We start from the raw sequence: 14,374 nt of genomic DNA, 5'->3' as shown, positions 1-14,374 counted from the left end.
GTTAAATTCCTTTGCCGAAACCGCAGACCGGGTAGCGGCATTCAGCGCATCCTTCGCAGTAACCGCCATGACCGAGTCCGATGATGTCTTCACGGGTGACTTCTTTCCCGGCAATTATGCGCGGCACGATCAGGTCGAAAATGCTGGCCTTGTAGTACATGACGCAGCCGGGCAGCCCCACGATGGGAACATCGCCGAGTCTGGCGTACATGAACATGGCCCCGGGGAAGGTGGGCGCACCGTAGGTGATGATTTCCGCTCCGGTGGCACGGATGGATGCCGGGGTCTGGTCGTCGGGATCAACTGACATTCCACCGGTAACGACGATGAAATCGGCTCCCTGGGATATGAAATCTTCAATAGCTTTGACTGTCATTTCCTGTTCATCGGAAACAAAGGTCTGGCCGACGATCAAGCTTCCGTAACTTTCGAATTTTTTTCTGACTACCGGACCGAATTTGTCCTTGATGCGTCCATTGTAAACCTCGCTTCCGGTAGTGACGATGCCGACCTTGCAGCTCTTCAACGGGCGGACCTGAATAAGCGGGGGATACCGGCGCAGAATTTCTTCCGCTGCCCGGATGGTGTCTTCATGCACCACCAGCGGGATTACCCTTGTTCCGGCAAGACCGCGCCCCTTTTTGACCAGCTGGTTGTTATGGATGGTCCCGAAGATCACATCCTGCACTGAGTTGAGCTTGAACAGGGTGTTGGTGTCGATATCCAGCAGCCCGTCACAGGCAGCAGTGAAGTTGATTTTGCCTTCACTGGGAGAGCTGAGTTCAATGCCCGGTCCGGCGGCGGCTTCGGCGATGCGTCCGGCGGCATCGTCTTCATGCACGTAGCCGTCTTCAGGATCGAAAACATAAAGGTGTTCCTTGCCGATATCGAGCAGGTTCGGAATGTCATCTTCAGTAACAATATGGCCTCTGCGGAAAGCAGGGCCTTTGTCCTCTCCGGGTACGATGCGGGTTATGTCGTGGCAGAGGACTGTGCCTATGGCGTCTTTTACATGTATGGTTTTCATTATTTGTCTCCGGTTCTAACTCTTGCAGCGTGTTACCACCCAGCCGGTACGCTGGTATTCCTTCAGGAACGAGGCCACCCCGATGGCGACAATGCCCAGTACCGGCAGTCCGACTACGATGGATGCGGTCTGGAGTACCGAGAGCGGACCGTCGATGAGCATGATTCCGGTGGGGACCATTCCCAGTGATATCGCCCAGAACAGCCTGTTCCAGCGGGCAGGTTCTTCTTCCGGGGAGAGCATGGTCGTGGTTGTGGCGGCAAGGGCGAATGAAACAGCATCGAAGGTGGTCGCCATGGAAATAGCTGTCACAGTGGCGAAAACCAGTTTGTAGAGCGGGGCAAAGGGCAGGAAATCGGCAATGGCCATGATCACGGTGGCCCCTTTCATCTGGGTAACCATGCTGACGGCATCAAGCTGTCCGGTCATTTGCAGGAACAGGCCGAAGTTACCGAAGATGAGATAGAAACATCCGCAGCCGAAAGAGGCGATGATGATCGGCCCGAGCACCACCTGCCGCACGGTGCGCCCGCGTGATATTTTGGCGATGAACAGGCTCATGAACGGGGCATAGGCCACGAACCATGCGTAATAGAAAATGGTCCAGTCCTGAGTGAACCCTTTGCCGCCTACCGGGTCCATCCATGTTGCCATGGTTATGAAGTTCGAGATCATCAGTCCCAGCGAGGAAATCGCCATGTCAGTGAGGAATACCGTCGGTCCGGCAATAAAGACGAAAAGCATCAAGCCCATGGCGATGTAGACATTGAAATCGGACAGCCTGCTCAAGCCTTTTTTCAACCCCAAACAGGATGTTACCGAGAAAATGAGAGTCACCAGCACAAGAATCCCGAATTCCAGCAGGAATGAGTGGTCCATTCCGGTCACTGACACAACCCCGGCGGCGACAATAGGAATGCCCAGTCCCAGCGCGGTTGCCGACCCGGCTACCAGACCGGTCATGAACATGATGTCGATGACTTTGCCCTGCCAGCCGTGGACCTTGTTTCCCAGCAAGCCTTTGCAGGCCTGTGAAATATTCAGGATGGGGACTTTTTTTACGTAGTAGCTATAGCCGATGGGGATGGCGAGGATGGCGTAGATGGACCAGCAGACAGGCCCCCAGTGGAACATGCCGTAGGCAGTGCCCCATTCGGCAGCTTTCCACGATCCGGCTGGTTCTCCATGCATGGGGTAGGCCATGTAGTAGGCCCAGTCGATGGAGCCGCCGAACATGATCCCGGCCCCGACCCCGGCGCAGAAGAGCATGCCGATCCATGAGAAGGTCGAGTATTCAACTTTGTCGCCCAGCCTCTTGGAGCTCAAGGGACCGAAGGCGAACCAGAGAATGAGTGAAAATGCTCCCAGCGCGGCAAGCATGTACAACCAGCCCATTTCCACAGTGATGAACTTGAAAAGTGTGTTGATGACCTGTTTTCCCTCAGCCGGGTAGAGCATGAGCGGAATGCAGGTGGCGAGGATGAGCGAAAAGGCCCCGTAAAAACATATTTTACAGACTCCGCTTTGGCCTGTGGGACAGGTGGCGATCAGTTCTTCGGTCTTTTTTGGATGGTCCATAATTACTTTCTCCCTTTCAGAGCAATTATGAAAATGCAAGCTGCATTTCCCGTTCAAGCGGCAGTTCCGGGTCCGTCTGCGAAAGCGCGAAAATTTTCTTGTCACGTACGCTTCCGGCGAACCACTTTATGTCCGGCCTGTTTGTTTCCGCTAAATGGCGTATAAATTCATCCGCCAGCTCCATTCCTCCGGGGCTGTCGGTTTTGTTAAGGAAAACCGCTTTTGAGCAGTCCGCAGGAACCCCTTTGAATATTCCCACCTCGGACTCCGCCAGTTTGATCAGGTGGCGCGGCCTGATCACATTCCTTTTGTCTGCTCCGGTTATTTTTGCGAAAATCGTGCTGCGGTGTACGCTGCTTTCGCTCAGGATGCGGTAAACCGCATCAAGACCCATGACACCGATGCAGAGGTCTGTTTCATGCGGGATTACCGGCTCATGATCTGCCGGGGCTTTCAGCGGCTTGCGGGCCGCTCCGTCACCTTCAACTAAAATTACATCCGCCAGCCTTGAATTATGCAGTTTTGAAACTGTCTCCCGGCTGATGCCGAGCAGTTTTCCTGAATCCGGGTCGTAGTCGCGGGCAATTGTGAATCCTGAAACAGTGGCAAAGGCGGTCCGGACCCGATCGATTAAATCGGGACCGTCCGCCTCTAAAACAATATGGCCTCCGCTGGGCGGGAGGATTTTCGTTGTAGTAGTGGTTATGGCTCGCTTTCTGTTTGACTTGAAAAACGATTCCAACCAGTGCGACAGCGAAGTTTTTCCTCCCGCTCCGGTGAGGGTGATCAGCCTCTGCTCAGGCTGTATGAGTTCATTAAGACCTATGCTGTCCAGACCCATTGTCAGTCCTTGGAAAAAATGTGCGCGCAGACTGCTTCCAGTATCCCGCCGCCGATGGAGAGTGCTTTGTCCGAAACCTCCCCGCAATATGATTTGCTGGCCCGGGGATCTATGTCGCCCAGTTTGGTTCGCCTGCGCACCGGAGTGCCGTTGCGCAATATGCCCCGGAGTACCCCGGAAATTTTGGCAATCACCGGGGTTCCGTCCACATCCCCCAGCCTGTCGCCTTCTGAGATTTCGTCGCCGATATCAAATGTGGTGCTGAAAACACCGCCATGTTCAGCCCAGTAGACCCGCTCGACAGTGAATCCTTTCACACTGCCGGGAATCCCGGTGTTCGGTTCGGCTGCACCTTCATGAATGACCCTGCTCATGTGATGCCCGCGTTTGGTTTCAATGACCTTGTGCACATCTTCCCCGGCGGTGAAGCCCGGACCCAGCCCGATTACCAGCGGGGCCATGTGCTTTTCCGTGCCGAGGTTTTTCTTGGCGATGATGGCGTCAATGAGAACTTCCGGGTTGATTTCACCTATCCTGAGCAGGCAGGGATCACACATGATTGCGATGCCCTGTTTTTCCCAGACGGCAGCGGCTTCTTCCATGTCTTCAGCAAAGATCGCGGAGACGCCTTCAACCTGTACTTCGCCGTGATAAACGGCTTCGGAAAAGGCCACCGTGCGGCGCACAGCCAGCGGATGCCCGGTCTCAAGCATGACGATGCGTTTAAGTCCGGCCCGGTAAAGGCGCATGGCAATGCCTGTGGCAAGGTCGCCTGCGCCGCGAATGGCGATTAATGGTGATTGTTTATTCATGGTTTGCCTCCGGCGGTCCTACCGGGAGTCTCTCCGAGGGCCAAAGAAACTTTTTGGAAAAAGTTTCTCTGGACTCTTCAAAAACTTTTATTAGGGCTTCGCCGATGTGTTATTTAATAGCGCTAGTTATAAGTTAAACTTAAACACTCCCCCAACTAACGCGTTTTGGGAAAGGGGAGAGGAGTCCAGAGGAGAGGGGAAAACACTTTTTGGCGGTAGCAAAAGGGTTTTTCCCTCTCCTCTGGTCCCGCTGAAAGCGCCGCCGGAGGCATCTATGCACTCCGTTCGTAGCGATCCAGTAGTTGCCGGTATTCCAGCTCGGTATCAATGTCGATAAACGGGCCTACTTCGTGAATGCGTACCAGCCTTAAGGCCAGTCCGGGAGCGGCCAGCAGCGGACGTGCTCCGGTATCGCCTTCCAGTTCCAGCGCGCGGTCAAACCAGCTACGGGGAATGGTGATGGGATTGCCGCGCATTCCTTCCTGAATGGGGGCAACCCAGCATTGCGGTTCCTGCGAAAAAGCCCAGACCAGCCTGTCGATTGTTTCCGGCTCGATAAGCGGCTGGTCGCCGAGAAAGAACATGGCTCCCTGTACCCGGTCTTTGACGTTGCGCAGTCCTGCCTTGAAGGATTCGGCCTGGCCTTTGTCGCGCTGCGGGCTGGTGACCACCTCGCAACCTTCAAGGTCGAGGATGCTATGCAGCTCGGATCCTTCCGGCAGCACCACGGTAACGTTGCTGAGTTGTGAGGCCCGCGCAGCGTCGATTACGTGCTGGACCATAGGCTTGCCCCGGAAGGGCAGGGACAATTTGTCCCTGCCCATGCGGGATGCCTTCCCGGCTGCGAGGATAATGCCGGAAGTCTTTGCTATTTCCTGTCTGAAGCTCTGATCTGCCATATGGCTAACCTTCCTGCGCTTACTTGGCGCACTCCATGAGGGTGTCGGCTACGATTGTTTTGGACATCTGGACTTTGTGGATGTTCTGGAAGAGCGGTTTTGCTTCCGCTACTGCCAGTTCTCCGGCCTGTGCCGCCAGCTCTTCGGTAAGGGCATTGCCGATGAGTGCTTCCTCGGATGTTTCACAGCGGCGGGGGTTGTTATGAACCCCGTTCAGGCAGATGCGGGCTGCGCTGATTTTCCCGTCTGTGACGGTTAATGAAGCCGAGCAGTTGACGATGGCGAAGTCGATGGACTTGCGGTAGGCGATTTTCATGAACGCGCTGCTGCTGCCTGCTTCCGGGCGGGGTACGAAGATTTCAGTTACGATTTCATCGCGTTCCAGCACGGTCGATCCTGCTCCGTTTTCAGCGGAGAAGAATTCGTCAATGGGAATCCGGCGTTTGGTGGTGTTGATGGTCGCGCCAAGTGCTACAAAGGCAGGAGCGGTATCGCTGGGGTTTACGGCGATACATTTGTTTACCGCCCCGAAGATGGAATGGAAACGGTGATCTCCGGGTACGGCGAGGCAGCGTTTTCCGCCCTTGCGGACACAATCGATGCGTCCACCGATTTTGTCCGGGTAGCGGTAGTACCAGCAACGGTTTTCCTGACAGATGTTCCCGGCAACGGTTCCCATGTTGCGCAGCAGGGGAGATGCTGTGCGACGGGCCGCTTCTGCAAGGCCGGGCCATGTTTCTTTAACGGCTGTGGATTCGGAGAGTTCGGTGAGAGTCACCAGTGCTCCGATGTGCAGACCGTCATCCTCGACTCTTATCTCATTCAGTCCGGGGATTGTTTTCAGGTTGATGATCGCCTCGGGATATTTCATCCAGAGGTTGTCTTTGAGGCAGCCCATGAGGTCGCTGCCGCCTGCAATTACATAGGAGGAATCTTTGTATTCCTGCAAAAGGGCTACGGCTTCCTCAATGCTGGAAGCATCAAAGTGGTTGAAACGTCTCATTATTTCTTCCTCCTTTTGGGCTGAATCTTGCCGAGGCCCTCAAGGATTTTATCGGGGGTGAACGGGGTTTCGATGATTCTTACGCCGATTGCGTTGTAGATTGCGTTGGAGAAGGCTGCCAAAGAGGGACAGGCCGCACCTTCACCGCAGGCGGTGGCTCCGAAGGGGTGGGTTGGGTCGCCCGGCTTTTCGATAACGATGGGTTCAACGTCGCATTCCATGGCAGTGGAGTGGCGGTAATCAACCCAGTTCGGGGTCATCAGCCAGCCGTTGCGTTTGTCCACGATACAGTCGTTGCCGAGGATGGCGTTTTCCACTCCGTGGCGGGAGGTGGAGAGCTGTCCGGCGACGATTTTCGGGTTCAGGGCCTTACCCACGTTCTGGGCCATGATGACTTTGACGTTGGAGATCATTCCTGTCTCGGTGTCCACATCAAGGGTGATGAACTGCGCGCCCTTTTCTTTGGGGATGTAAACCTGATCTTCCTTGCCGTCTTTGAGGCCGTTGGGATGCGGTGAATTGTTGACGTAGTATCCGGTTACTTCGTGGATACCGCCGTAGTGGCCGCGTGCGCCGAATGCTTCGGCAAAGTTCAGTTTCTTTTCCGGTTCGGCAGTGACGAAAACGCCGTCTTCGCCCATGGAAAGGGTCTGTGCGGGGACTTCCAGCTGTGCAGCGGCGAGGTCGAGGACCTGACGCTTGGCATCAAGGGCGGCTTCGTAAGTGGCCCAGCCCTGAATCCATGTTCCGCAGCTGTTGGCAACGAGTGTTGCAAAGGGGGTGGAGTCGGTGTCGTGGCAGACAAGACCGATTTTTTCATAAGGAATGCCCAGCACGTCGGCGACGATCTGGCACTGAACTGTGTGCTGGCCCTGACCGATATCAGCGACGGCGCAGACCAGTGCGGCAGATCCGTCGGGGTAGATCTTGACCATGGCTTCACTGGAGTTGCCCGGACCGGGGCGTCCTGCGCCCATGGCGAAGATGGCTACGCCCATACCGTTGCGGATACGGCCTTCTTTCTTGCTGGGATGCTGCCATTTGTTTTTCCAGTCGATGAATTCTGCCCCGGCATCAAGGCAGTCGCGGATACCGGAAGAGGAAATGTAGCAGGATTTATAGATCAGCGGGTCCCAGCCGGAGTCGATGTCCCCGGTGCGCATGCAGTTTTTCTTGCGGATTTCAACCGGGTCCATGCCCATCTGTTCGGCGGCGATATCCATGGTGGTTTCCACGGCAAATACGCCTTCGGGTGCGCCGTAACCCTGCCAGCCTGCGGCGGGGAAGCGGTTGGTGTTCACGTAGCGGATCTTGCCGCGCAGGTGTTCGCAGTTATGGGAATACATAACCGCGCCAGTGGCGAGCATGGCGTTTTTGGCGGGATATTTATCGCCGCCTGCCCCGGTTTCCTGCCAGTGGGCGAGGTCCATTGTGGTCAGGGTTCCGTCTTTTTTGAAACCGATCTTTACGTCACCGATGCTGCCGCGAGACCAGCCGGAAACCATTTCCTCTTCACGGGAATAGGGGCAGTGTACGGGCTTCTTGAGGTCAAGGCAGGCCAGACCGGCGATGACCAGATAGTGGGACGCGATGTTGCGGTCCAGCGGGAAAGCGTTCTTGCCGCCGAAGCTTGATCCGGTGAACGGGGAAACATAGTTGAGCATGGTGGCACTGATGCCCAGAGCCTGCGCAAGGCAGAGCTTTTCATCATGCAGTCCCTGAGAGTGGGTGTAGACATGGAGCTTGGTTCCGTCGAAGTTGGCGGAACAGCCGCGCGGTTCCATTGCCGGACCTTTGCAGTAGGCGTATTTGAGTCCTTTCTGTTCGACAACCACGTCCGCTTCGGCAAATCCTTTATCAATGTCGCCGAAACCGTTGTATTCGGCCGGGGTCTTGGTTTTGAACAGGCGAGATTCGGGATCACGGTCACTCAGGATGGCATGGAAAGCCCAGTCCTGACAGTTGTCCACGCCTTCGAAAACCTGCGGGGAGTCTTCTTTGATTCCGTCCTCAATGCTTAGTACCGGCTTCTTCTTTTCGTATTCAACTTCAATGAGTTCCATGGCCTCAAGGGCAATGGTTTCGTCATCGGCAACTACAGCGGCTACAAGGTCGCCAACGTAGTAGAGAGTCTTGCGGAAAGCCTTGGGATAGTTCTCGTGGGTCATGACCAGATGTACGCCTTCCACTTTCTCGGCCGCGCTGGTGTCGATGGATACGATATCGGCAGCGGGGTAGGGGGAACGCAGGATGCGGATCTGGAGCATGCCCGGAAAGATAAAGTCAGCGTAATATTTTGCGGAACCGGTTACGCGGGCCGGGCCGTCCTTCTGGCGGACGGAGGTTCCGATGGAGTTGGTTTTAATCATTAGCACTGTTCCTTGGACATTTTCTTTGCAGCACTGCGCACGGCATTGATGATGTGTTCGTAGTTGCTGCAGATACAGATGTTTCCGCTGATGGCTTCCTTGATTTCATCATCGCTGGGGGCCGGGTTCTTCAGCAGCAGGGCCTTGGTGGACATGATCATGCCCGGAGAGCAGAATCCGCACTGGGAACCGTATTCTTCAAGCCATGCTTCCTGAATGGGATGCAGTTTGCCGTCTTTGGAGAGTCCTTCGATGGTTTCAATTTCCTTGCCCTGCTGTTCCACGGCGAGAACCATGCAGGCGGGCACTGCGACAGAGTCGATGAGCACGGTGCAGGAGCCGCAGGCTCCCTCGCCGCAACCTTCTTTTGTCCCGGTATGACCGCAGTCATTGCGCAGAACTCTGGAAAGGGTCCAGTGCGGCTCTACATGCAGTGAAACGGTCTCTCCGTTCACATTGAGATGAATGAGCTTTTTCTGTTGTTCGTCGCGATTCATTATCCAATTCCTTAAGTGGTTAGTTATTCCTGAACGGTCTTTTCAGACCTTGATTTGATGTGCGGGGGACGCACCCCTCCTGTTCCCGGAGGCATGGCGGCCTCCGGGTGTACAAGGATTCTGGCAGGGCGGACCTCTGGTCTGCCCCTGATCTTATGGAGTCAAGGTGCTTAAGATTCGTTTGTTGCCAGCTCTGCGGCAGTCACTTCCTTTGGACCCCGGCTGGACCAGATGATACCGCCGATGATCAGGATACCGGAGATGAAGTGTACGGAATTCATGGTTTCGCCGAGGAAAACAAAGGCGAACAGGCCGCCCCAAAGGGGAAGGCTGTAGTAGATCATGCCGGAAGTTGCCGGACCTGCGTGTTCAATACCGATGTTCCAGGTCAGCCATGCGATTACGGATGAGCAGACAGCGGAGAAGACGATACTGAAGAAAACAACTCCGTTCATGTTGAAGACCATGCTTGGCTGAGTGGATTCCCAGATAACGCAGGGGATGAGCATGAGTACTGCGAAGAAGGACATGAGAGTCATGACGGTCAGCTGTGACAGTCCTTCGGGGATTTTACGCAGGATCAGGCTGTAGACTGCAAAACCGACAGCTGCGAGCAGCATGAGAATGTCGCCGGAAGCAAAGTGCAGTCCGAGGAGCTGCTGGAGATCGCCGCCGGAAACAAGATAGAAAGAACCGATCAGCGCGATGGTACAGCCGATCCATGTGTTCATGGACTGCTTCTGGCCGAGCACAGAAGATATGATAACGATGAAGATCGGTGAAGTTACTGAGATAAGGGAAAGGTTGATGGCTGATGTTGTCTGGGCTGCAAAGTAGCTCAGGGGGGAGTAAGCCGCCACACCGGTCAGGGCTGCCGCAATAATCTGAGGCAGGAATTTTTTAGCTACGGGCCATTCGCGTTTCACTCTGGGCATGGTGAAAGCACACAGGATGAGCAGGGCAATAAACCAGCGGCTGGCTCCAAGAGTCATGGGTGAAATCTGTCCCACCGCCAGTCTGGCAACAACAAAAGCACCGGCCCAAAGCATTGTCGCAAGCAGGGCACAGGCCATCCCGTAATATCTTTTATCTTTAAACATACAGTCATCTCCCTTGAAAGTTAATACACCTCTTTAATTCGCCGCATACGCTCACTGCTGCGGCTGCCTCCACAAACACAATTGTGATGCTGTTGCCTTATACGAAACCAAACACCCCGTTTGTCCGTATTGAGCCGCTACCTCCATAACAACTCATCTTCCCACGGCGGACATTGCATCTGTCGAATTCGAATATGTGTTAGTGTTACTTGAGCAAGTGATGTGCCAATGAAAAGTTATAGTTTTCACGATCAAAAATGCTTAAAAAACAGAATGTTAAGAGATATAACGGCTGTATGATCATTCAATCAATAAAATTGAATTGAGTCGATTGTGACTCATTATTAAATAAAGCCCTTGTCTGGCGGGTTGTTTCAGGTATTGAGTCTATATTGACTCGGTGAGTTGGAAGCGACTCGATATTTAAGGCTTTGAATTACCGATGTATTTTCTGATCAAGCGGGATGCGCGGGACTGGCTGATCTTCAAGGCTGCGGCAACTTTGCGGCTGCTGCCATGCTTGGTGACTGCGTCCATGATAAGCTGGCGTTCCACTGCCTCAAGGGCATCATCGAGGTTGCCTGCTGATGTAAGCGGCGAAATAGGTATGGCAGTGGTTTCGTAGATGGAAGACGGAAGGTGGTCCATAGTTATGATTTCGTCTTCCACTGTAACGACCAAACGTTCTACAAGGTGGGCAAGTTCCCGTATGTTGCCCGGCCATGAATACTGGCAGAGCAGGTTCTGGGCTTCGGAAGAAAGGCGCTTGCCTTTGCCGTGGGTCTTGCCGTAGCGGTTGAAAAAGTAATGCAGCAGGGGGATCAGGTCTTCCTGACGGTCACGCAGGGGCGGGATGACGATATCAAAGACATTTAAACGGAAATATAAATCCTGTCTGAAGGCTCCGGTTTCGACCATGCGTTCCATGTTTCGGTTGGAGGCCGCAAGGATGCGCACATCGGCCTTAACAGCAGAAGAACTTCCAACAGGACGGTATTCCAGCTCCTGCACGGCGTAGAGAAGCTTGGCCTGCATGGACAATGGAAGTTCTGAAATTTCATCAAGGAAAAGAGTCCCGCCTTCGGCTTTTGCAAAGAGACCGCCACGGGTTTTGGTGGCCCCGGAAAAAGCACCCTCAACGTGTCCGAAAAGCTCTGATTCGAAAAGTTCCTGCGGGATAGCCGCGCAGTTGACGACCACGAAAGGCTTGCCGGATCGGTTGCTGTTGGCGTGGATGAATTTGGCCAGCAGGCTTTTACCACATCCTGATTCGCCCAGCAGCAGGCAGGGTGCGCTGATTGAGCCTACCTTGCGTGCGGCTATGACCGCCTGTTCCATTAAGGAACTGCGGTAAATCAGGTCTTCGGGTTTAGCCGAGTCGGGATCTTCATTGGTTGCAATATCTTCCGGGTGGCGTATGCGCCCTTCATGGAAGTTGTCGCGGATGCTTAGCAGCACGTATTCAACTTCCTGATCCTGATCAAGCAGGGGAACTGCGATGGTCAGAACTTCCAATCCCAGATATGTTTTCTGTTCCTGCTTGGCCGGAATTTTGTTTTCATAAACGATGGGCAGGATCGGACGATCCCATGAGTTGTGCTTTTGCACCACATCCCAGAAAGGCATGTTGATCATTTCCTGCTGGGTGAAACCGTAGTGGCGTTCACAGGCCTTGTTCACGTAGAGCATGCGATAGTTGTTGTCGTAGATGATGATTTCATCATGGAGATTGTCGATAAGTCTCGCAAATGTTTCGAAATCCAGACCGAAATGTTCTGTCTTGCCCATGCTGAATAGCTCCACGTTGTTTGCCGTTAAAAACTACCTGTAAGTAGTTCCGGGTGGAGGAATAAGTCAAATGGCTTTTGCGGATTGCGTAAAGGGGAGATGTCTGCTGCCGTTTGAAGTTAAAAATCAGTCTGTCGTGGAATGCTGTGTTTTGTAATCGTTGAATATGCTGAGTTGTTCTTTATTCATTTGTGTCTTCGAAGCCGCCAGCATGTCCAGTAGTGCTCCGGCAAATTTATTCTTGATGGCAATACTCACAGAGCAGGCCATAAGCAGGCTGGCGATATCGGAATCACGGTTGATGCAGTCTTTAAAGACTTTCAGGGCTTCCTGTGGTGTATAACGCACCGTAGCCAGAGCATAATCATAACCGTGGGCCGTCTGCCCAGCATTGTTCAGCAGAATATTAAAGTGCCACGGTTTGGGATTCAGCTTGTCGGAGTGGCCCGGATAAATGGCTACGTCTATCTAAGTATCTTCTTTGTTGCAGTCGGCTTCGTTATGAATCAGGCATTTGTGCCCTGCCAGTTCAATGCTGAGCGCAAGGCTCAGAAATTTTCAAGATACCAATTACGTAACGCAAGGCCCATCTTATATATAAAGGGGTATCGGCAGGATTCAAAAAGCAAATCCCCCTGAAGGGAGTATCAGGGGGATTATTTGCGAACGGGGTATTCGCGTAAGGGGTGTGCTTTTGCCGTGGATTTATGCGCTGAGCGCAGTAAGCACGACTTCTTTATTCTCGTTGAAAACAAGGGAAAAATCTTTGCCGTACTTGGTGAGGAAGTCCTCTTCGGCGATGAAAGGGACATCGCTTACTTCAATCTGTACGTCTTCGTCTTCATCCGCTTCGTCAATGCCCAGACCGAGCACGATTTTAGCGTGTCAGCCGCCGCCTACCTTGTATTCCCTGAGGCGGACACAGGACTCTTCATCTTCGTCTTCAAGCATGTCCCGCAGCTTATCAAGCATTTCTTCGGGAACGGTAACATTAAACATATTCTCTCTCTCCATTAATGGTTTCGGTTATATCAAAGCGGTTGCTGCCGCTGTTGATTCTTTCTTTATCTGATCCGGTGCGAGCAGAATTTGGGTGCAGATGGCTGCTGCGGACTCCACATAATCAAGGCAGATGCCTTTGTCGCCGGATTCATGGTCGCGTTCCCGGCTCAAAGTCCGGCAGCAGACCGAGCCGTGTTCGGCCAGAAAGCGGTCGTGCAGTTGTTTTGAAAGTTTGCGCACTTGCTCATCGTCAGCGGGGTGCTGCCCTTTGCCGAGGATCAGGGACAAGGCCATCACCGCACCAGACAAAGCTCCGCAGACACAGCCCGCATCACCTATTCCGCCGCAGAAACCTTTACTGAGCGCGAGAGTCAGGCTTTGGCTCAACCCGCCGTCGAAATCACTGTTAACAGCCCAAAGCACAGCTTCGGAGCAGCACATGACATCACTGGCGTAGAGTTCTCTAGCTTCGCGTCCGATGTTTTCGCAGATCAGGCTTCTGGTCAGTGAGCAGTTCATTTTTAATCGCGTCTGTAAAAATTAGATAATTTCGGTCTTCAAACCGTGTTTCTCAAATCTCGCGAAAACCAAATCCAGCTGTTCAGGAGAGTATTCGCGGTCCATTTTGTATTCCCAGCCGAGTGCGGCGTATTTGTTGCGCCCGAATGCATGGCAGGGCATCACTTCGACCTTATTGCGTCCGTACTGCTTCAGGAATTGGGCCATGGCTGCGATGTTCTCGTCCGAGTCATTCATTCCCGGCATGAGCGGCATGCGCACCCGTACTTCTTTGCTGGATGAAAGTGCCGCACCCAGATTGCGCAGGATGATTTTATTATCCACTCCGGTCAGCTTTTTATGTTCTGCCGGGTCCATGTGCTTGCAGTCGAACAGGAACAGGTCTGCAAGCGCGATGGTCTTGTCGAAACGTTCTTCAGGGCAGTAACCGCAGGTGTCCACGGTGCTGTGATAGCCTCCGTTTACCGCAGCTTCGAGCATGTCTAGGAAGAACTGTCCGCCTGAGGTAGGTTCTCCGCCCCCGAAAGTGACCCCGCCGCCGGAGTTGTCGTAGAAGAGGGCGTCCTTGCGCACCACATTCATAACTTCTTCAACGGTCATGGTTTTGCCGGACATTTCGCGGGCCTTGCCGGAACAGTTTTCGGTGCAGGCTCCGCAGTTGGTGCATTTTTCAGTGTCGCGTCCGAACCTGCCGTCAATCTCGGTGACTGCCCCGTTGGGACAGACTTCAGCGCAGTGTCCGCATCCGGTGCAGAGTTCGGAAAAGCACATCATCTGCGGTTTCAGCTGCTGCGATTCCGGGTTGCTGCACCATAAGCAGCTCAGGGGACAGCCTTTCAAAAATACAGTGGTGCGCAGCCCCGGTCCGTCATGGAGCGACATGCGCTGGATATTATAGATCATGCCTTGGGACATGGTTGCCTCCGAGAAAGGAGAGAG

At 53.8% G+C, this 14,374-nt stretch carries 14 protein-coding genes; all 14 read right to left on the bottom strand.

Going from position 1 to position 14,374, the window contains the following annotated elements; all coding sequences use genetic code 11:
• Position 1: 1 nt before the first annotated feature.
• Complete coding sequence (locus tag ACNI29_RS05430) at positions 2–1,027, bottom strand: molybdopterin-binding protein (RefSeq protein ID WP_419781181.1); 1,026 nt, start codon at positions 1,025–1,027, stop codon at positions 2–4.
• A 15-nt stretch (positions 1,028–1,042) separates the two neighbouring features.
• Entirely contained in the window at positions 1,043–2,605 is a 1,563-nt protein-coding gene (locus ACNI29_RS05425; protein WP_419781180.1) for a BCCT family transporter, read from the bottom strand.
• 25 nt (positions 2,606–2,630) lie between these two features.
• Entirely contained in the window at positions 2,631–3,446 is an 816-nt protein-coding gene (gene yqeC, locus ACNI29_RS05420; protein ID WP_419781179.1) for a selenium cofactor biosynthesis protein YqeC, read from the bottom strand.
• A 2-nt stretch (positions 3,447–3,448) separates the two neighbouring features.
• Positions 3,449–4,258 carry a selenium-dependent molybdenum cofactor biosynthesis protein YqeB gene (gene yqeB / locus ACNI29_RS05415; RefSeq protein ID WP_419781178.1) on the bottom strand — a complete coding sequence of 270 codons (810 nt, stop codon included), beginning with the start codon at positions 4,256–4,258 and terminating at the stop codon, positions 3,449–3,451.
• Positions 4,259–4,530: 272 nt separating this feature from the next.
• Positions 4,531–5,157, bottom strand: coding sequence for a nucleotidyltransferase family protein (locus ACNI29_RS05410; protein WP_419781177.1), 627 nt, complete (start codon positions 5,155–5,157; stop codon positions 4,531–4,533).
• A gap of 19 nt (positions 5,158–5,176) precedes the next feature.
• The gene (locus ACNI29_RS05405; protein WP_419781176.1) at positions 5,177–6,160 is read right to left on the bottom strand and encodes an FAD binding domain-containing protein; all 984 of its coding nucleotides are present in this window, start codon (positions 6,158–6,160) and stop codon (positions 5,177–5,179) included.
• Positions 6,160–8,529 carry a xanthine dehydrogenase family protein molybdopterin-binding subunit gene (locus ACNI29_RS05400; protein ID WP_419781175.1) on the bottom strand — a complete coding sequence of 790 codons (2,370 nt, stop codon included), beginning with the start codon at positions 8,527–8,529 and terminating at the stop codon, positions 6,160–6,162. The genes ACNI29_RS05405 and ACNI29_RS05400 overlap by 1 nt, the downstream gene beginning before the upstream one ends.
• Positions 8,529–9,026: a (2Fe-2S)-binding protein gene (locus ACNI29_RS05395; protein WP_419781174.1), complete on the bottom strand. Its 498-nt coding sequence runs from the start codon at positions 9,024–9,026 to the stop codon at positions 8,529–8,531. Before ACNI29_RS05395 ends, ACNI29_RS05400 begins: the two co-directional genes overlap by 1 nt.
• Before the next feature lie 170 nt (positions 9,027–9,196).
• Positions 9,197–10,126: a DMT family transporter gene (locus ACNI29_RS05390; protein WP_419781173.1), complete on the bottom strand. Its 930-nt coding sequence runs from the start codon at positions 10,124–10,126 to the stop codon at positions 9,197–9,199.
• Between the two features lie 423 nt (positions 10,127–10,549).
• Positions 10,550–11,914 carry a sigma-54 interaction domain-containing protein gene (locus ACNI29_RS05385; RefSeq protein ID WP_419781172.1) on the bottom strand — a complete coding sequence of 455 codons (1,365 nt, stop codon included), beginning with the start codon at positions 11,912–11,914 and terminating at the stop codon, positions 10,550–10,552.
• A gap of 126 nt (positions 11,915–12,040) precedes the next feature.
• A complete protein-coding gene (locus tag ACNI29_RS05380; protein WP_419781171.1) occupies positions 12,041–12,262 on the bottom strand; it encodes a hypothetical protein in 222 nt (73 codons plus the stop codon).
• Between the two features lie 357 nt (positions 12,263–12,619).
• Positions 12,620–12,913, bottom strand: coding sequence for an ErpA-related iron-sulfur cluster insertion protein (locus ACNI29_RS05375; protein WP_419781169.1), 294 nt, complete (start codon positions 12,911–12,913; stop codon positions 12,620–12,622).
• 27 nt (positions 12,914–12,940) lie between these two features.
• The gene (locus ACNI29_RS05370; RefSeq protein WP_419781168.1) at positions 12,941–13,435 is read right to left on the bottom strand and encodes a C-GCAxxG-C-C family protein; all 495 of its coding nucleotides are present in this window, start codon (positions 13,433–13,435) and stop codon (positions 12,941–12,943) included.
• Positions 13,436–13,456: 21 nt separating this feature from the next.
• Entirely contained in the window at positions 13,457–14,350 is an 894-nt protein-coding gene (locus ACNI29_RS05365; RefSeq protein ID WP_419781167.1) for a glycyl-radical enzyme activating protein, read from the bottom strand.
• Positions 14,351–14,374: the final 24 nt, after the last annotated feature.

This window comes from Maridesulfovibrio spiralis (SeqCode), from assembly GCF_048571135.1.
Classification (GTDB): Bacteria; Desulfobacterota; Desulfovibrionia; order Desulfovibrionales; family Desulfovibrionaceae; genus Maridesulfovibrio; species Maridesulfovibrio spiralis.
This window is presented reverse-complemented; position numbering and strand designations above follow the sequence as displayed.

Excerpts from the sequence above, each read along its gene's own strand:
- ACNI29_RS05430 (WP_419781181.1), bottom strand. The coding sequence starts at position 1,027 with ATGAAAACCATACATGTAAAAGACGCCATAGGCACAGTCCTCTGCCAC.
- ACNI29_RS05425 (WP_419781180.1), bottom strand. The coding sequence starts at position 2,605 with ATGGACCATCCAAAAAAGACCGAAGAACTGATCGCCACCTGTCCCACA.
- yqeC (WP_419781179.1), bottom strand. The coding sequence starts at position 3,446 with ATGGGTCTGGACAGCATAGGTCTTAATGAACTCATACAGCCTGAGCAG.
- yqeB (WP_419781178.1), bottom strand. The coding sequence starts at position 4,258 with ATGAATAAACAATCACCATTAATCGCCATTCGCGGCGCAGGCGACCTT.
- ACNI29_RS05410 (WP_419781177.1), bottom strand. The coding sequence starts at position 5,157 with ATGGCAGATCAGAGCTTCAGACAGGAAATAGCAAAGACTTCCGGCATT.
- ACNI29_RS05405 (WP_419781176.1), bottom strand. The coding sequence starts at position 6,160 with ATGAGACGTTTCAACCACTTTGATGCTTCCAGCATTGAGGAAGCCGTA.
- ACNI29_RS05400 (WP_419781175.1), bottom strand. The coding sequence starts at position 8,529 with ATGATTAAAACCAACTCCATCGGAACCTCCGTCCGCCAGAAGGACGGC.
- ACNI29_RS05395 (WP_419781174.1), bottom strand. The coding sequence starts at position 9,026 with ATGAATCGCGACGAACAACAGAAAAAGCTCATTCATCTCAATGTGAAC.
- ACNI29_RS05390 (WP_419781173.1), bottom strand. The coding sequence starts at position 10,126 with ATGTTTAAAGATAAAAGATATTACGGGATGGCCTGTGCCCTGCTTGCG.
- ACNI29_RS05385 (WP_419781172.1), bottom strand. The coding sequence starts at position 11,914 with ATGGGCAAGACAGAACATTTCGGTCTGGATTTCGAAACATTTGCGAGA.
- ACNI29_RS05370 (WP_419781168.1), bottom strand. The coding sequence starts at position 13,435 with ATGAACTGCTCACTGACCAGAAGCCTGATCTGCGAAAACATCGGACGC.
- ACNI29_RS05365 (WP_419781167.1), bottom strand. The coding sequence starts at position 14,350 with ATGTCCCAAGGCATGATCTATAATATCCAGCGCATGTCGCTCCATGAC.